At 31.9% G+C, this 17,732-nt stretch carries 15 protein-coding genes, 3 pseudogenes and 1 riboswitch; of the genes and pseudogenes, 14 read left to right on the forward strand and 4 right to left on the reverse strand.

The window, feature by feature from the left end:
* Positions 1–156, forward strand: a complete 156-nt coding sequence (locus tag M1D73_RS13120) for a DUF1540 domain-containing protein (protein WP_000046095.1) — start codon at positions 1–3, stop codon at positions 154–156.
* A gap of 102 nt (positions 157–258) precedes the next feature.
* On the opposite strand, the gene M1D73_RS13125 is transcribed toward M1D73_RS13120, so the two are convergent.
* Positions 259–756 (reverse strand): PadR family transcriptional regulator, encoded by a 498-nt coding sequence (locus tag M1D73_RS13125; RefSeq protein ID WP_000289127.1) that lies wholly within the window; start codon positions 754–756, stop codon positions 259–261.
* A gap of 140 nt (positions 757–896) precedes the next feature.
* On the opposite strand from M1D73_RS13125, the gene M1D73_RS13130 reads away from it, so the two are divergent.
* From M1D73_RS13130 to M1D73_RS13160, 7 genes are all read left to right on the forward strand, one after another.
* A complete protein-coding gene (locus tag M1D73_RS13130; RefSeq protein ID WP_481158035.1) occupies positions 897–2,111 on the forward strand; it encodes a cytochrome P450 in 1,215 nt (404 codons plus the stop codon).
* 109 nt (positions 2,112–2,220) lie between these two features.
* The gene (locus tag M1D73_RS13135; RefSeq protein WP_000954442.1) at positions 2,221–2,799 is read left to right on the forward strand and encodes a cysteine dioxygenase family protein; all 579 of its coding nucleotides are present in this window, start codon (positions 2,221–2,223) and stop codon (positions 2,797–2,799) included.
* A gap of 175 nt (positions 2,800–2,974) precedes the next feature.
* Positions 2,975–3,826, forward strand: a complete 852-nt coding sequence (locus tag M1D73_RS13140) for a Cof-type HAD-IIB family hydrolase (RefSeq protein WP_000766393.1) — start codon at positions 2,975–2,977, stop codon at positions 3,824–3,826.
* Between the two features lie 451 nt (positions 3,827–4,277).
* The gene (locus tag M1D73_RS13145; protein WP_001088555.1) at positions 4,278–6,065 is read left to right on the forward strand and encodes an ATP-binding protein; all 1,788 of its coding nucleotides are present in this window, start codon (positions 4,278–4,280) and stop codon (positions 6,063–6,065) included.
* Positions 6,066–6,299: 234 nt separating this feature from the next.
* Positions 6,300–8,426: a peptidoglycan D,D-transpeptidase FtsI family protein gene (locus M1D73_RS13150; protein WP_000743775.1), complete on the forward strand. Its 2,127-nt coding sequence runs from the start codon at positions 6,300–6,302 to the stop codon at positions 8,424–8,426.
* Positions 8,427–8,502: 76 nt separating this feature from the next.
* Positions 8,503–9,033, forward strand: coding sequence for a signal peptidase I (gene lepB, locus M1D73_RS13155; protein WP_033666239.1), 531 nt, complete (start codon positions 8,503–8,505; stop codon positions 9,031–9,033).
* A 258-nt stretch (positions 9,034–9,291) separates the two neighbouring features.
* Positions 9,292–10,479: a macrolide family glycosyltransferase gene (locus M1D73_RS13160; RefSeq protein ID WP_060852098.1), complete on the forward strand. Its 1,188-nt coding sequence runs from the start codon at positions 9,292–9,294 to the stop codon at positions 10,477–10,479.
* Positions 10,480–10,569: 90 nt separating this feature from the next.
* Here M1D73_RS13160 and M1D73_RS13165 read toward each other — a convergent pair whose 3' ends face one another.
* On the reverse strand, positions 10,570–11,250 hold the full coding sequence (locus tag M1D73_RS13165; RefSeq protein WP_000864372.1) for an aspartate/glutamate racemase family protein: 681 nt from the start codon (positions 11,248–11,250) through the stop codon (positions 10,570–10,572).
* A 153-nt stretch (positions 11,251–11,403) separates the two neighbouring features.
* Positions 11,404–11,519: riboswitch (SAM riboswitch) on the forward strand.
* A 140-nt stretch (positions 11,520–11,659) separates the two neighbouring features.
* Here M1D73_RS13165 and M1D73_RS13170 point away from each other — a divergent pair.
* The 4 genes from M1D73_RS13170 (at position 11,660) to M1D73_RS13185 (ending at position 14,957) form a co-directional block, all read left to right on the forward strand.
* Positions 11,660–12,208, forward strand: coding sequence for an ECF-type riboflavin transporter substrate-binding protein (locus M1D73_RS13170; RefSeq protein WP_001038210.1), 549 nt, complete (start codon positions 11,660–11,662; stop codon positions 12,206–12,208).
* A 10-nt stretch (positions 12,209–12,218) separates the two neighbouring features.
* On the forward strand, positions 12,219–13,919 hold the full coding sequence (locus M1D73_RS13175; RefSeq protein WP_136363429.1) for an ABC transporter ATP-binding protein: 1,701 nt from the start codon (positions 12,219–12,221) through the stop codon (positions 13,917–13,919).
* Positions 13,912–14,712: an energy-coupling factor transporter transmembrane component T family protein gene (locus tag M1D73_RS13180; protein WP_000556372.1), complete on the forward strand. Its 801-nt coding sequence runs from the start codon at positions 13,912–13,914 to the stop codon at positions 14,710–14,712. The genes M1D73_RS13175 and M1D73_RS13180 overlap by 8 nt, the downstream gene beginning before the upstream one ends.
* Before the next feature lie 137 nt (positions 14,713–14,849).
* Positions 14,850–14,957 (forward strand): YjcZ family sporulation protein, encoded by a 108-nt coding sequence (locus tag M1D73_RS13185; protein ID WP_000120182.1) that lies wholly within the window; start codon positions 14,850–14,852, stop codon positions 14,955–14,957.
* A 92-nt stretch (positions 14,958–15,049) separates the two neighbouring features.
* On the opposite strand, the gene M1D73_RS13190 is transcribed toward M1D73_RS13185, so the two are convergent.
* Both M1D73_RS13190 and M1D73_RS13195 read right to left on the reverse strand, forming a co-directional pair.
* Positions 15,050–16,318 carry a sensor histidine kinase gene (locus M1D73_RS13190; protein ID WP_121868618.1) on the reverse strand — a complete coding sequence of 423 codons (1,269 nt, stop codon included), beginning with the start codon at positions 16,316–16,318 and terminating at the stop codon, positions 15,050–15,052.
* Between the two features lie 136 nt (positions 16,319–16,454).
* Positions 16,455–16,736, reverse strand: a pseudogene (locus M1D73_RS13195) (tyrosine-type recombinase/integrase); the annotation flags it as partial.
* Positions 16,737–16,850: 114 nt separating this feature from the next.
* Between M1D73_RS13195 and M1D73_RS13200 the strand changes: the two are divergent.
* Both M1D73_RS13200 and M1D73_RS13205 read left to right on the forward strand, forming a co-directional pair.
* Positions 16,851–17,039: pseudogene (locus M1D73_RS13200) on the forward strand (hypothetical protein).
* A gap of 69 nt (positions 17,040–17,108) precedes the next feature.
* Positions 17,109–17,536 (forward strand): annotated as a pseudogene (locus M1D73_RS13205) (nucleoside triphosphate pyrophosphohydrolase family protein).
* The last annotated feature ends 196 nt before the right edge of the window (positions 17,537–17,732 follow it).

The following is a 17,732-nucleotide window of genomic DNA, read 5'->3' on the forward strand; positions in this document are numbered from 1 at the left end:
ATGGCACAAGACGTTTTATGTGAAGTAAATAACTGTAAATTTTGGGCGAACGGTAATAAATGTAGTGCAGAGGCAATTTACGTAGTAAGTCATAAAGGTAAACATGCATCTACAACGGAAGAAACAGATTGCAAAACTTTCGATCCAGAAGTATAAATGTTTGAAGGGTAGCCAAATCGTGGTTGCCCTTTTATTAATTATAGTATTGATAATAAATATCATTTTCATTCATTGTTTTTAACTTTTCTTGTTATTTTTTCATATTTTTTTCATAAGTGATGTAATCCAACTCAATTCATGTTCAATTCGTGATTTACTAAATTCAATGACTTCAGTAATAAAAGATGAGGTAACATCTAGAGACTGAATAGCAGTAAGCTGATTATATAGTACGTTTTGACGTACAGTCAAAATCTCTTTTCTATCCTCATAGTCAAGTTTTTCAAATAGCGCAATACGAACAAGAAATTCTGTATTGTTTGTCGCAAGTTTTTCGGGAAACTCTCGTAACATTTCAGAAAAAATTTCTTCTCCTGTTTCTGTTATATCGTACATATTTCGGTTTGGTTTTCCGACTTGTTTATGTATTTTTTTCGTTATAGCACCCATATTTTCAAAGCGCCGAAGGGCAGGATAAAGCATGTTGTGATTTAATTCGAAATTTTCACCTAAACGATTTTGAACATTTTTTTTAATTTCATATCCATGTTTTGGTCCTGTCGTTAATTCTGCTAGTAGTAAAATGTCAACGTACATAAAAATCCCCCTTATATATTTCTCAAGTTCTCTAATGAAAAATCCCCTTTGGTATATGTTAAAATAACATATGATAGTTTATACAACTTTGGACTGCCGACCTATCACTTTTATTGTAAAAGAAAAGGGAGGAAAGAACTATGGCTTCACCTGAAAATGTTATTTTAGTTCATGAAATTTCAAAGCTGAAAACAAAAGAAGAATTATGGAATCCATATGAATGGTATCGTTTGATGAGGGATAATCACCCAGTTCATTATGATGAAGAGCAGGATGTATGGAATGTTTTTTTATATGATGATGTAAATCGTGTTTTATCAGATTATCGCTTATTTTCAAGTAGAAGGGAGCGCAGACAATTCTCAATCCCTCCTTTAGAAACTAGAATAAATATAAACTCTACAGATCCACCAGAACATCGCAATGTACGTTCCATTGTTTCTAAGGCATTTACTCCAAGAAGTTTAGAACAGTGGAAACCTCGAATACAGGCTATCGCAGATGAACTTGTACAACATATCGAAAAATGTAGTGAAGTTAATATCGTTGAACAGCTTGCTGCACCTTTACCTGTTACCGTTATTTCCGATTTATTAGGAGTCCCAACAACAGATCGTAAAAAAATGAAAGAATGGTCTGATATTTTATTTATGCCGTATAGTAAAGAAAAGTTTAATGATCTGGATGCCGAGAAAGGGATAGCATTACATGAATTCAAAGCATACCTTCTACCGATTGTTCAGGAAAAGAGATATCATTTAACCGATGATATCATTTCTGATTTAATTCGAGCTGAATATGAAGACGAAAGATTAACCGATGAAGAAATTGTAACCTTTTCATTAGGTTTACTAGCGGCTGGGAATGAAACCACTACAAATTTAATTATTAATAGCTTTTATTGCTTTTTAGTAGATTCACCTGGAATTTATGAAGAGTTAAGAAAAGAACCTAACTTAATTTTAAAAGCGATTGAGGAAGTATTACGCTATCGCTTTCCTGTTACATTGGCCCGGAGGATTACAGAGGATACAAATATATTTGGTCCTTTCATGAAAAAGAATCAGATGATTGTTGCGTGGGTTAGTGCAGCGAATTTAGATGAGAAAAAATTTTCACAAGCCTCTCAATTTAATGTACATCGAACAGGAAATGAAAAGCATTTAACCTTTGGGAAAGGTCCTCACTTTTGCTTAGGAGCACCACTTGCACGTTTAGAAGCTGAGATTGCATTAACTACCTTTATAAATGCTTTTGAAAAAATAGAGCTATCTCCATCTTTCTGTTTAGAAAAATGTATATTGGAAAATGAACAAACATTAAAATACTTACCTATTCGATTGAAAGCCAAATAAAAATCTTAACAAGGTGCATACATTTGCATCTTGTTTTTTTGTTTCTCAATTGTGAGTTTTCGGCAATTACCTTAATATGGAATTGTATAAAACGTAGAGGAGGATTCTTATGTTGACTTGTAATGGAAGTAAATCATTTCAAAAGTTTATTAAAGGTGTTACAAATCTTATGGAAAACGGTTTATTTGAAGAAGAAATAGTGTGTGGCATTGAAAAGTTACTAGAAGAACTTTTAGAAAAGAAAACATGGCTTCCGTTAGATAAACAGAAGGCCAATTTGACTCAATATGCACGACATTTATTGTATGAAGATCCGCTCAAACGTTTTGAAGTACTAGCTCTCGTATGGAAAGATGGACAATCTACACCTTTACATGACCATGACGGCACATGGGGAGTAGAAGGCGTTTTTTCAGGAAGGATTATGGTGAAGAACTTTATACAAACGAAACAACTTGGAAATTCACTTGTTTATTTAACACATACAGGAAATCTTTATTTGGGAGAAGGAGAAACAGATAAAGTAATTCCACCAGCGGATTGTCATATTCTTGAAATTAGCAAAAATGAAAGCGTTATTACGATTCATGTCTATGGAAAACGGCTAGAAAAGTTTAAAGTATATATCCCAACTGAAGAAAAAAATGTGTACATGTGTGAGACAAAATACATTAGTTATAATTCATAGTTTAAAATCCAAAGCTTTTTTAAAAAGAAAAGCTTTGGATTTTATTTTTAATTATTTCTTGACCTGAAACGCTTTTCATAAATTATAAATAAGAAGTACCTCACGAGGATTGTATGAAAACGATACCTAATAATTAATTAGAACTCGTGTATTTATAGAAAGTGGTGAAGAAATAATGAAATTAATCGCAATTGATTTAGATGGAACTCTTCTTTCGGGGAATAAAATGATAAGTAAAGAAAATGCAGAAGCAATTCGAACATGTCAAGAAGCTGGCCATGTTGTAGCAATTTGTACAGGACGTTCTATTGTTGACATTGAGCGATTATTGTTAGAAGTTAATTTAGAGTGTCCAATCATTGCGGAAAATGGGGCTCTTATATATAAAGATAAAAAAATGATGAAGAGATATCCAATTCAAAATATGCAGGCACTTGAAATTGTAGAATATCTTGAAGAGAATGGTTTATATTATCAGCTTTATACTGATAAAGGTGTGTATGTACCGGATTATGGAGTAGAGAGTGTACGTAATGAAATTGAGTATGTGAAGAATTCAAAAGAAAATTTCGACTTGAAAGAGTTAGAAACAATCGCAGCATTATATCTTGAGCATACAGCGTTTCATAGTGCGGAAAGTTGTAAACCAATTGTAGAAACAGATATACATGTGCATAAACTATTACCATTTTCTTATGATATTGAGAAATTAAAAAAACTAAAAGAAACATTTCTTCATAATACAGATTTAGCAATTACATCTTCATATTGGCACAATTTAGAGATTAATCATCGAGATGCTCAAAAAGGGAATGGATTATATACTTTAGCAGAACATCTTAATATTCCGGTTGAAAATACTGTAGCGATAGGTGATGGACTAAACGATGTTTCTATGATGGAAAAAGCGAACATATCAATTGCAATGGGGAATGCAGTAGAAGAAATAAAAGCAATGTGTAAATACGAAACGTTATCAAATGAAGAACATGGTGTGGCACATGCTTTATATAAATATGTAATGTAAATAAAAAAGAAAAAAGAATCCATTTGGATTCTTTTTTCTTTTTTATTAGGGGTAAGGTATTCTATGAGATTCATAGAAGCCTTATTACATTTTATTATATAGAATATATTGGAATAAATGTTTATATTTTTCATAAAAATTGTGAATATTTTATGAACTTTATACTTATTGCATGTTTATATCGCTATTAGTAACGTGTATGACTCTCGAGTAAAAATTCAGTGAATGTAAGAAGGAATTCAAGTTATCTAGATAATAAGTGAGGAATCAACGAAATATATACTAATTAAAGGTATATTCAGTATATATATTCTTTTCTTGTTTTAATTGAAAAATAAAATTTGTTCGAATAATTATTCTACAGCTATATACCTACACTAGCTTTCTTCGTATAATGGAGAAGTATGAATTTTAGATTTGTATTAATTTTACATATTGAGGTGAAAAAGGAATGAATTCGCGGCTAATGGAACTTATTGATGTGAGTACAATAGAAACCATGGCAGAACAATTTTATAAATTAACTAACATATCACATCAACTTCTTGATGCTGAAAAAGAGTGTGTTTTTTCATTCGGAATGAATGAGATAAAAAAGAGTAAACTTCCAAAGATTGAAATCCCCATTTTCTTATACAATCAACATTTAGGATCTTTTGTTGTATGGTCCAAAAAAAGTGAAATTTTCAGTTGTCAAAAATACTTTGAAATGCTCTCAAGTTTAATTTTAGATGGTGCAATAAAAGTATTTCAAAGTAAAAATACAACGTTGCTTTCTCGGAAAGAAGAGGAACTACATACGATTTTACAAAACATGCCTGTTATGGTCGATGCGCTTGATTATAATGGAGATTTTGTTTTGTGGAATCGAGAATGCGAAATTGTAACAGGTTATACCGCTGAAGAAATAATTGGAAATCCCAATGCACTGCAATTATTGTATCCTGATCATAATTATCGCCATCAAATACAAAAGAAATTTTTAACTTGTGGAAAAAATTTCAGAGATTGGGAAATGCACTTAACATGTAAAAATGGTGAAATCAAAACAATAATGTGGTCGAATATATCAGAACAGTTTCCTGTAACAGGATATAGTTATTGGGCTGTTGGTGTAGATATTACACATTTAAAAGCGATAGAAGAGCAGTTAAAACAACAAACATCTGAACTGGAATTAATTTTTAAAGCTTTACCAGATTTATGTTTCTTAACAGAAGATGATGGCACAATTATAGATTACAAGGCAGGATCTCCTACAAAGTTTTACGTACCCGCAGAAACTTTTATGGGAAAAAAGTTTTATGAAGTATTACCAACGTCAGTAGCACAGCAGTTTCAGGAAGCCATTAATCAAGTGAAGGAAAAAGGAACGAATGTAATTGTAGAATATCCACTCACACTTAATGGAAGTATTGATTTCTTTGAGGCTAGGTGCTTACCATTATTACATGATAAAATTATGATTATTGTACGCGACATTACAGAGCGAAAAAAGACAGAAGAATTGCTAAATAAATCAGATACGCTTGCAGCAATTGGTCAATTAGCAGCTGGCGTGGCTCATGAAGTAAGAAATCCTTTAACTGTAATTAAAGGTTTTATACAGTTATTCCAAATTAATAAAGAAGATCAAGAAAGATATTTTGATCTTATGCTTTCTGAAATTGAAAGGATAGAAGCAATCCTGCAAGAATTTCTATCAATCGCTAAAACAGATGAGATAAATACAGAAAAGAAAAATATTTATCGAATTTTTAAAAATGTCGTATCGTTAATGAATACAAAAGCAATTATGAAAAATATTCAAGTTGAACTATTTACGGATGACAAAGATATAATTATTGAATGCTCAGAAAATCAATTGAAACAAGTATTTATTAATATTTTGCAAAATTCAATCGAAGCTATGCCAAATGGTGGGGAAATTTCAATTCACATAAAAGAAATAAATGATGATGGTGTCATCATTCATGTAATAGATGAAGGAATAGGAATACCTGAAGAAAGAATTAAGAGATTAGGTGAACCTTTTTATAGTACGAAAGAAAAAGGGACTGGTATTGGATTAATGTTAAGTTATAAAATTATTGAAAGTCATCGAGGGACAATTAGTATCATGAGCGAGGTTGGTGTCGGGACAACAGTAACTATTTACTTACCGAAAGTACTAAGTAAACAATCTCTTTCTAATTGTGACGACAAATGTATAGCAATACGCACTAGTAGTAATTCTTAAATCAATTAATACCCAATAACAAAGCGATTAGTGAAAACTAAGCTTTTTGTTATTGGGTATTTTTTATATTTAATTTAGTAAACTTTACCTTTTCTTTACCTTTGTTTTAATTTCTATTAAGTTTTAAACATTATATTAATATTTGTACAAAGCAATGTATAGAAATTGTACATTACTTTTAATATAGAAATGTGATTATTATTTGAAATATTGTAAGGAGGAGATTATGACAAGGTGAAAAAGCAAGAGAAGAAAAGTGGTAGAGTAGTACCTCTCCGGTTAAATATTTTATTCCTTTGTGTATTTTTATTATTTTCTGGCATTATTATTCAGTTAGGGAAAGTGCAAATTTTTGATGGAGAAACATATAAAAATGAAGTAGAGAAGAGAGAAAATGCAACCGTGGGCCTTTCTGTACCACGTGGGAAAATATTTGATCGTGAAGGAAATCCAGTAGTTGATAATAAGTCTTTACGTACGATTACATATACAAAGGTGAAAGGTGTAAAACAAGAAGAAATATTAAAATCAGCAAGACAACTTGCAGATATTATTGAAATGCCACAAGAAGATATAGATAAGTTAACTGAGACTGATAAGAAAGACTTTTGGATGCAATTAAATCCAGAACTTGCTCAAGACTTAGTATCAAAAACAGAAATAGATAAGTTCCGAGATAAGGATATTACCGGAAAAGAGCTAGACAAAAAAATAGAAGATTTAAAAAGGAAACGCGTTACAGATAAAAATCTTCAAGAACTAACGGCTAAAGATATAGAAGTGTTAGCTATTAAAAGTAAAATGACCTCAGGTTTTCAAATGGCACCTCAAATTATTAAAAAGGACGTTAGTGAACAGGAATATGCGGTGATTAGTGAAAATTTAGCGAACCTTCCAGGAGTAGACGCATCAGTTGATTGGGAGAGAATCTATGTAAATGATGGATTATTCCGTTCTGTCCTTGGTAACGTTTCAAATGCTGATGAAGGATTGCCACGTGAACGATTAGATTATTATTTAGTGCGTGATTATAGCCGAAATGATAGGGTCGGCAAAAGTTATATCGAACAGCAATACGAAGATGTACTTCATGGTACAAAAAAAGAAGTAAGAAGCATTGCTGATAAACAAGGAAATACTATTAGAACGGAAACGGTTTCGGAAGGGAAAAGCGGTAAAAATTTAACTTTAACAATAGATATGGAATTGCAAAAAAAAGTAGAGGAGAGCATAGAAAAAATATTAAAACAATATAAAGGATCAGAATCAATGTTAGACCGTGCTTTCGTAGTAATGATGAATCCGAAAAATGGCCAAGTATTATCGATGGCTGGGAAAAGGCTTGTAGAAAAAGACGGGAAAATGGAAGTTGAAGATTATGCTTTAGGCACGCTGACAAGTTCATATGAGCTTGGATCAACGGTTAAAGGTGCGACAGTGTTAACAGGGTTTGAAACAAATGCAATAACTCCTGGAACACATTTTTATGATGCACCTATGAAATTTAAAGGAACTAAGGAAAAGAAGTCTTGGAAAAATTTTGGTGATATAGACGATCTAAGAGCGTTACAAGTTTCTTCAAACGTTTATATGTTTAATATAGCATTAAAAATTGCTGGCGTGGGTTATGTGAAAAATAGTTCACTAGATATTAAACAAGAATATTTTGATAAAATGAGGTATTATTTCAGGCAATTTGGACTAGGCGTACAAACTGGTATTGATTTACCAAATGAAACCGCAGGGCAAATTGGAAGAAAAGATAATCAGCCTGGTTTCTTATTAGATTATTCTATTGGACAATATGATACGTATACACCACTTCAGCTTGCACAATATATTTCGACTATCGCAAATGGAGGGTATCGAATGAAACCACAAATTGTTCAAGAGATTAGAGAACAAACCGTTCAAAAAGATGAGGTTGGTAAAGTAGTACAATCAATAGAACCCGTTGTTTTAAATAGAATCGATATGAAACAAGAATATATTAATCAAGTAAAAGAAGGATTTAGAAAAGTATTTCAAGAGGGAGATGGAACGGGAGTAAGAGCATTCCAAAAAGCACCATATAAACCAGCTGGTAAAACAGGGACCGCACAAACTGTATATGGTGGAGAAAATGAAATTGGGCGAAATGCGAAAGGTGATCGTAGAGAATGTTATAACTTAACATTGGCTGGATATGCGCCATATGATGATCCAGAAGTAGCATTTTCTGTTGTAGTACCATGGGTTGAAAATGATAAATCGGGCATTAACTCCGATATTGGAAAAGAAGTTTTAGATGCTTATTTTGATTTGAAAAATAAGAGATTAACTGGTGAAGCGCCAAAAACAGATGCCTCTAAAGAGAATTAAAATGTACGAAACGTCTCTAGCATTCCTGTAAACTAGAGGCGTTTTTATCTGGGAATAGATTAGAAATGGGGTATATATGAAGCTGTTTATTCTAAAATATTGGAGGAACATATGTAGCTACATATTCATTATAATAGGGGTTATTTTTATTAATAAGTCCTTTTTATTTTGTATGGTAGAAGGAATTTCGATGCAACCTACTTTGAATGAAAAAGATTATATACTTGTTAATAAGGTAAACGTCTGTTTATCGTCTTTTCATCATGGAGATGTTGTCATTATAAAAAAAGAAGACGCGCCTACTTACTATGTGAAACGAATTATTGGATTATCGGGGGATAACATACAACTAAAAGAGGATGAGGTATTTATTAACGGTAAAAAGCGTGATGAGTCGTATATACATTTAGATATGTCACAAGTATCCAATCGTTTTTCAAATTTTAGAGAAATAAAAGTTCCTACGCATAAATTATTTGTGTTAGGTGATAATCGTAATCATAGTAAAGATAGTAGGAATACACTTGGACTTATTGATGAATCAAATATAATAGGTAAAGTAGAAATGGTATTTTATCCATTTGATCATATAAAATGGATAAAATAATTCTATTAACGATTCACATTTTATAAAATAAATCATATATTGATAGCATAGGACAAGCAGAAACGCTTGTTCTAACCTCACAGAACACTCCTTATCACGGTTAGGCATCTACATAGGTAGATGCTTTTTTTATGTTGATGACTGAAAATTATTTATCAATATAATGTAGCAAGCATATTAGGACTATTAGGGGAAGATTACTTGTACAAATAACAGTATGCTTAATTAAAACAGTGAAATGTAAGGAGTGAGGAATAAGTGCTAAATATTTTAGTAGTTAATTTTCCAGCAGAGGGGCATGTAAACCCTACATTAAATTTAGTAAAAGCCTTTACTGAACGAGGCGATAACGTACATTATATTACAACGGCAAACTTTAAGGATAGAATTGAAGATTTAGGAGCTACTGTACATACTCATCCGGATCTATTAAAAGAGATTTCTATTGATGCTGAAACCTCATCTGGGTTAAATGCTTTCTTTCATGTGCATGTTCAAACTTCTTTATATATATTAGAAATTACGAAACAATTATATGAAAGTATAAATTTTGATTTCGTAATTTATGATATATTTGGCGCAGGAGAGTTAGTAAAGGAATATTTACAAGTTCCAGGTGTAGTGTCCTCACCTATATTTTTAATTCCGCCAGAATTTTTGAAGACATTACCTTTTCATCCAAATGCAGATATGCCATTTCAACCAGAGGAAATCTCTGAAAAATTACTAAATCAGATGGAACATAAATTTGGAGTAAAACCAAAGAATAATCTTCAATTTATGAATAATAAGGGTGATGTTTGTCTCGTATACACAAGTCGTTATTTCCAACCTAATAGCGAATCGTTCGGGGAAAATAACATTTTTATTGGACCGAGTATTTCAAAGCGTAAAACAAATATAAAGTTTCTACTGGAATCACTTAAAGAAAAGAAAGTTATTTATATTTCAATGGGAACACTGCTTGAAGGACTCGAACCATTCTTTAATACTTGTATTGATACTTTTTCAGATTTTGATGGGATAGTTGTAATGGCAATTGGTGATAGAAATGATATTTCTAAAATTAAGGAAGCACCAGATAATTTTATAATTGCTCCATACGTACCTCAATCAGAAATATTAAATGAAGCAGATGTTTTTATTACACATGGTGGTATGAATAGTGTACACGATGCCATTCATTATAATGTCCCATTTGTAATAATACCGCATGATAAAGATCAGCCAATGATAGCGCAAAGATTAACTGAGCTTGAAGCGGCACATAGACTATTGAAAGAACATGTTAATGTACACACTTTAAAAGAGGCCGTAACAGATGTACTTTCAAATGAAAAGTATAAATATGGTATAAGAAAACTTAATGATAGCTTTTTAGAATGTGGTGGTTCAAAAGAAGCGATTGCAGTTATTGAATCTCTTTTAAATAAAGTAAAACTTTAATTGGTGGGGCTTTACTGCCTGCAAATAGCGGGATAAATAGTCGTAACTGTATACAAGCATAGAGGTTCTCACCTTTATGCTTGTGTATTCTTATCCAGCAAATTGTACAGCAGTATTTGCATGTAAAAAAGCAGTATCAAAAACGGGAACAGTAAGATCATTTTGGGAGATGAGTAAAGGTATTTCAGTGCAGCCTAATAATATACCTTCAGCACCGTTTTGAATTAATGATTTTGTAATTTGTAATAACCTTTTTTTAGATGTTTCTGAAATGATCCCTCTACTTAATTCATCTAATATGACATGGTGGATAAAAGTTCTTTCCTCGTCATTTGGGATAATTGTCTCAATGTTATATTTCGCTAATCGTGATTTATAGAAATCTTGCTCCATCGTTTGTTTTGTTCCTAATAGTCCGATACGTTTTATATTCTGTTCTACCATTTCTTTAGCACTTACATCACCAATGTGAAGAAGCGGGATAGATATTGCTTGTTCTACCTCCTCGGCAAATAGATGTACAGTATTTGAACACATTAATAAACATTCAGCCCCAGATTTTTCAACTTTCTTTGCAACTGTAACTAGTTCATTTTTCACTTCTTCATATTGATGGTTTTGTAATAAAGTAGTTACTTCACCAAAGTCCATACTATATAAAATTAGCTTCGCATTTTGATCGTATTGAGAGAGTGTAAGTGTATTAATATGTTTATAGTATAATGATGTAGATTCCCAACTTAATCCTCCAATCAAACCAATAACTTTCATAATGCAGTCCTCCCGAAACGATTTTGAATTCATTATTTCATAATTCCGATAAGAATACAATGATTTAAATGTGCTATTTAATAAAAAATAAAAATAGTAAGAAAAGTGTTGAAATTTACATTCTTTAGTGCCATAATACGAATTACAAATTAATACTTATCCAGAGAGGTGGAGGGAACGGCCCTAAGAAACCTCAGCAACCCCTATGCAATTTTATAGGAAGGTGCTAATTCCGCAGAGGACACGATGTGTTTTTTGAAAGATAAGAGGATTCTTGAAAGTGAAAGAAAGTGACCTCTTATGTAAGAGGTCATTTTTTTGTTGTATAGAAAGGGAGTGTCGATGCATAATTCATTTTTAAATTAAATATAGAGTAATAAAAGTTGACTAATATGAGAGGGGAATTGTCATGAATAAATTATCAACAAAGTTAGTAGTAGCAATCGGTATTGGAGCAGCATTATACGGGATATTAGGACTTTGGGGATTTTCTATTGCACCGAATACATTTATTAAACCAGCATTAGCTATATTAACTGTTTTTGGAGCATTATTTGGTCCAGTGGCAGGACTGTTAATCGGACTTATCGGTCATACCGTAACAGATACGATTGCTGGATGGGGTATTTGGTGGGGATGGGTTATTAGTTCAGGAATTATTGGTTTTTCAATGGGGCTTATTCAAAAAAGAGTTGGTTTTAGTGTGAAAAACGGGTCGTTTAACAAGGGGGATATTTCTTATTTAGCAATTACTGGGCTAGTTGGTATTGTCATTGCTATTATATTTGCTGGGGCATTCGATATTATTGTGATGGGAGAACCATTTGACAAAATTGTTATACAAGTATTAGGAGCAACAATTTCCGATGTCATCGTTTTCTTAGTACTTGGATTGCCACTTACAATTGGTTTGGCGAAATCCAATAAGAAACATACACATTTAAAAATTGAAAAGTAGGGATGTTAACATGCAACCAATTATTTCGTTTGAACAATTCACCTTTCAATATGGGCATGCTGCGCAGCCTACTTTAAGTGATATTACCTTTCATATATACCCTGGGGAAAAAGTGCTAATTGCTGGACGAAGTGGTTCAGGAAAGTCGACATTAGCTCATTGTATAAATGGGCTAATCCCATTTTCTTACGAAGGGAATAGCACAGGTAACGTTTTAATTGCCGGTAAAGACCCAAGGGAAGGAAGTATTTTTGAACAAAGTAAACAGGTAGGAACAATTTTACAAGATCAAGATGCTCAATTTATTGGTCTGACAGTAGAAGAAGATGTAGCTTTTTATTTAGAAAATGAATGTGTAAAGCAAGATAACATGAAAAAGATTGTTTCGGACTCATTAAGAAAGGTGAAGATGCATACGTTTCATAAACAAAGTCCACATGAATTATCAGGAGGTCAAAAGCAAACAGTTTCTCTTGCTGGTTTATTAACAACAAATGCGGATATATTATTGTTCGATGAACCATTAGCGAACTTAGATCCACTAAGCGCCATACATACGATAGAACTTATGAAAGATATACATGAGCAGTATAATAAAACGATTGTTATTATCGAACATAGGATAGAAGAAATTTTAAAACTGGATTTAGACAAAGTTATATTAATTGATGAAGGTAAAGTCATTGCGATGGGAACACCAAAAGAAATCTTAGCGTCAAATATATTACCACGTATTGGCTTAAGAGAGCCTATTTACATCGAAGCATTAAAGAGATTACATTTTGATCGTAATAATGACGTAATATATCCAATGGAAAACCTTCAAAAAGAAAAGGTAAGCAACGTTATAAAAGAGTGGATGGAGAAACAAGTCATATTAGAAAGGAATGCTAAAAACAAGGAATTACTTAAAGTGGAGAATTTATCATTTTCATACCCTAATAAACAAAAAGTATTAGAAAATGTAAACCTTTTAATATATGAAGGAGAAATTGTGGCACTGTTAGGACATAATGGAGCAGGGAAATCAACATTAGCTCATAGTCTTATAGGTATAAACAAAATGAAAAATGGGAAAATTGCGTTAAAAGGTGAAGATATTAGTTCTTGGTCTATTCGTAAACGTGGGGAAATCATATCTTACGTGATGCAAAATCCAAATCATATGATTACACAGCCTACTGTTTTTGAAGAAGTTTCATTTACATTAACATTACATAATTTTTCTAAGGAAGAAATTAAGAATAAAGTAGAAGGGATTTTAAAAATTTGTGGCTTATATCCATTTCGTAATTGGCCAATTCAAGCACTAAGCTATGGGCAAAAAAAGAGACTAACAATCGCATCTGTATTAACAACAAATCCTAAGCTTATCATATTAGATGAACCGACAGCAGGACAAGATTATTATCATTATAAACAATTTATGTCGTTTATTAAAAACCTAGCTAAAAAGGGAATTTCATTTGTTGTTATCACTCACGATATGAATCTCGCGCTAGAATATACAGACCGTGCAGTAGTTCTACATGAAGGGAAAATTATTGCGGATAATACAGTGTTTGATGTATTAGGCAATCAAGAAACGTTACAAAGAGCCAACTTAAGAGAGAGTTCTTTAACCAAGTTTATTAAATTTAGTGGGATTGCATGTCCAGAAAAATTTATGGAGCTTTATTTAGACAGTAATAGGAGGGAGGAAGGTGCATAGTACATATTTTCATCGTATGGATGGGGTAGTGAAATTGTTTTTATTTATTTTTTGTATGACGCTTACTTTTTTGTTTTTTGATTTTCGGGTGTTGCTAATATTATTTATTATTGGGTGTATCGGACTCAGCATTGCTAAAATTCCATTTCGTAAAATTTTAATTGTTTTTAGTGTCATATTTACATTTAGTTTATTAAACTCTGTCATGATTTTATTTATTACACCAACTCATGGATCTGAATTAACTGAATCATATACCGCGTTTTTACATGTTGGATATGCAACGATTACATATGAAACATTATTTTATGCAGCTACACTTTCATTAAAGTATTTTACGTTATTACCATTTACACTTCTTTTTATTTACACGACAGATCCAAGCGAATTTGTAAGTAGCTTAAGTAAACTTGGTATTCATTATAAGATTACATATGCAATAAATATTGCACTACGTTATATTCCTGACATCCAGTCTGAGTATAAAATTATTAAACACGCGCAAGAAGCGAGAGGAGTGGCTTTTGAAAAAGGAGAAGCAAGTTTATGGGTTCGTATGAAGAACCGTGTTTTAATTTTCTGGCCACTAATCATTCATTCTCTAGAAAGAATAGATACGGTTTCAAATGCAATGGATTTAAGAGGATTTGGAAAGAAGGATAAACGTACATGGTTTTATACAAGTAAGGCGAAACGTGAAGATTTCATCGCTTTATTTGCCGGTATTTTCATATTTATTGTTGCGGTATATTTAAAATTAAACGTATTTCAAAACTTTTGGTATCCATTTTAAAGCACTCTTTAAACGAGTGCTTTTACTTATTTTTATGTAGACATGCTCAAAAAAGGGATATATACATAATGTATAATACGAACCAGTTTAAAATGATCAACTACCTATTAGTTTTCAAACCAAAAGGAGGAGAAAATATGAGTTACGGTGGTTCTTGTGGTTTTGGTGGAGGTTTCGCTTTACTAGTTGTGTTATTCATTCTATTAATAATTGTAGGATGCAGCTGCTGGGGCGGAGGATACTAATTTTTAATTAGTCTTCACAAATGTAAACTAAAAAAACATTGAAGATACTTATGTATCGAAACAAATAAAAAAGGAGCAACTATGCTCCTTTTTTATTTGTTTAAATGCGTATTCTCACTATATTTCGGGAACGTAATCGTTAAAGTCGTTCCTTTACTAACGATACTCCGGATCTTTAAACTTCCATGCATCGTCTCAATAATCTTAACAGCAACCATTGTACCTAAACCGGTTCCTTTTGTTTTTGTACTAAAATACGGTTCACCGAATCGATGTATTTGCTCCTGTGACATTCCAACTCCGCTATCTTCAATTCGTATTTCAACTTTACTATTATTGATAGATGAGGAAATATTTAAGGTACCACCATTAGGCATTGCTTCAATACTGTTTTTTATTAAGTTTAAAAAACATTGTTGAAAGTGCTGTTTATTACCAACAATGGTTGCCTCAGAAAAATCCTGTGTAATATGTATCGTATTCATATTACACAATGGCAATATCATATTAATAACTCGATTTAACTCTTGTTTTACTGAAATTTGATCTAATTTTTCTGGAGCAGGTTTGGCAAACGTTAAGTAATCATCGATAATTTCTTGGGCACGATTTAACTCTTCAAGTATATGTTTAATATATTCGTCTCTTGATTCAGGAGTTAAATTTGGTGTTTTTAAAAGCTGTGTAAATCCTTTTACAACCGTTAAGGGATTCCTTACTTCGTGCGATATACTTGCAGCGAGTTGGCTAACAATCTCCATTTTTTCCATTTTAATTAATTTTGAGCGCATTAATACAGCATCCTTTATAACTTCATTTATATAAACAATAAATAACATTAAAGTAGTCGGTAATACCATGAAATAAATAATATACAAATTATTCACTTCAAAATCTGATAAAGTTAATACAATTAAAGTTGTAAATATTGCTAGGAAAAAGGTTAAAAACATGGAAAAAGCTACTTTAAGTTTTCTATTATATGTATTAAATTTTGAAGATGCGAGTGCTGTAACGATGAACATTATTCCGTAAACAACGACTGTTAGCATATTAAATCCATAAAATATAAATCTTGTAATTAATAAAATTGTAAATAATATGATACCGACAGGGAATCCACCATAAAGCGTAGCTATTATGACCGGAATTTGTCTTAAATCATGAATACAACTTTCATCCATATAGATAGGGTATCGCATACATAAAATAAGCGGAATACTAGAACAAAGGGTAATCAGTAGTATTTTATATTTCTTTAAATAGTGCCGGCTATCATATATGAAATAAAAAACAAATATACTACATAAAATGTATAGAAGATTATTTAACACGTTTTGATTAATATAAACAAAGTCCATAATATTTGCCTCGTTATTCTGAATTTACTTAACATATGTATTATACATGATAACATATGTTAAAGTGAATAAACCTTGTTAATACAAGATTTGTTTGGCTTTTTGATATAAAATGCAAACATTCTGCAAACGTTAGCTATCCAAAGATATTTTCACCAAAATTTTTTACGCCTTCTTCCTGCATGCTCGGTAAAACATGAGAATAAATCTTAAGAGTTAATGAAATGTCTGTATAACCTAATCTCTCACTGATAATTTTAGGATTAACTCCTTGTTTCAATAGTATAGTTGCGTGTGTATGTCTTAAATTATGAGTTTTAATTTTTTTCACTGCTGCATTTTTTATTTCCTTATAAACCTTTTCCCTGAAAGCATTTCTGTATAACCCCCCACCCGATTTATTACAATTAATTAAATCCTAATCTTGATAAGCAGAACCCATTCATAATAAGAAACGTTTGGATGAGATTCTAAATAAATATAAAAATACTAAAGGGGAGTAAGGTATGAAAAAACAGGTGTTGCAAGAAAAGTGGACGAGCTAGGTCGTGTAGTAATTCCAGTAAGGGTTTACATTGATTTAGAAGAAGCTAACTTTATTTGAGATGAAAGAGATGTAATTCGTTTTCGTGAAATGTGGAGTCAATGTATGAGCTTGCTAAATATGGAATAAGCGTTAAGGACGTATCAAACGAAGGTTGCGCTCCTCGTAATAGAATAGGCTGATAAGTATTTAATTGGAAATCGTCCGATAGATTAGGGATTTGTTAAATAAGAAGGAGACATCAAAATGAAAGCAATAGAAAACGGTGTGTTTGGAGTAACAAAATTAATCAATAAATCAAAAGGAGGACCAGCTGTAATGAATATCAATCAGATTAGTGAATTAGATCAATATCAAGAAGCCGCATTACGTACATGGAATACAAATAACGATTTTGGTCGACGTGTTTTAAATGCAGCATTAGGGCTTACGGGAAAAGCTGGAGCTGGTTAGGTAGCTGATGTTGTAAAAAAGCTATTTTTCATGGTCATAGATTTGATCGAGCTCAGTGTCCAGGAGAAGTAGGAAATACGCATAAAATCGCTTTAGAGCTAGGAGGGGACATCCTGTACTACATTTTAATCATGTCTCACGAAACGGGATATACCTTGGGGTATATTTCCAAAAAGAACATACCTAAATTAGCAACAAGATGCCCAGACGGATTTAGTTGAGAAGCTAGTCAAAATCTTGTAGATGTGAAGTGAAAATCGTAATAAAAAAGAGCCATGAGTGGAAAGGCTCATAACTCCTTGTATGAGGGTAATGATATTATAGTTAAATATTATCATGAAATCCCAAAAAATTCAATGTTAGTCAATTAATTGGTATGAAATTGGATTTTATTAAAAAGAAGGAATGAAGGAAGAT

The sequence above is a fragment of the Bacillus sp. PK3-067 genome, from assembly GCF_056738645.1.

Excerpts from the sequence above, each read along its gene's own strand:
- M1D73_RS13170 (WP_001038210.1), top strand. The coding sequence starts at position 11,660 with ATGAATAAATTATCAACAAAGTTAGTAGTAGCAATCGGTATTGGAGCA.
- M1D73_RS13135 (WP_000954442.1), top strand. The coding sequence starts at position 2,221 with ATGTTGACTTGTAATGGAAGTAAATCATTTCAAAAGTTTATTAAAGGT.
- M1D73_RS13120 (WP_000046095.1), top strand. The coding sequence starts at position 1 with ATGGCACAAGACGTTTTATGTGAAGTAAATAACTGTAAATTTTGGGCG.
- M1D73_RS13185 (WP_000120182.1), top strand. The coding sequence starts at position 14,850 with ATGAGTTACGGTGGTTCTTGTGGTTTTGGTGGAGGTTTCGCTTTACTA.
- M1D73_RS13125 (WP_000289127.1), bottom strand. The coding sequence starts at position 756 with ATGTACGTTGACATTTTACTACTAGCAGAATTAACGACAGGACCAAAA.
- M1D73_RS13140 (WP_000766393.1), top strand. The coding sequence starts at position 2,975 with ATGAAATTAATCGCAATTGATTTAGATGGAACTCTTCTTTCGGGGAAT.
- M1D73_RS13175 (WP_136363429.1), top strand. The coding sequence starts at position 12,219 with ATGCAACCAATTATTTCGTTTGAACAATTCACCTTTCAATATGGGCAT.
- M1D73_RS13165 (WP_000864372.1), bottom strand. The coding sequence starts at position 11,250 with ATGAAAGTTATTGGTTTGATTGGAGGATTAAGTTGGGAATCTACATCA.
- M1D73_RS13130 (WP_481158035.1), top strand. The coding sequence starts at position 897 with ATGGCTTCACCTGAAAATGTTATTTTAGTTCATGAAATTTCAAAGCTG.
- lepB (WP_033666239.1), top strand. The coding sequence starts at position 8,503 with ATGAAGCTGTTTATTCTAAAATATTGGAGGAACATATGTAGCTACATA.
- M1D73_RS13190 (WP_121868618.1), bottom strand. The coding sequence starts at position 16,318 with ATGGACTTTGTTTATATTAATCAAAACGTGTTAAATAATCTTCTATAC.
- M1D73_RS13145 (WP_001088555.1), top strand. The coding sequence starts at position 4,278 with ATGAATTCGCGGCTAATGGAACTTATTGATGTGAGTACAATAGAAACC.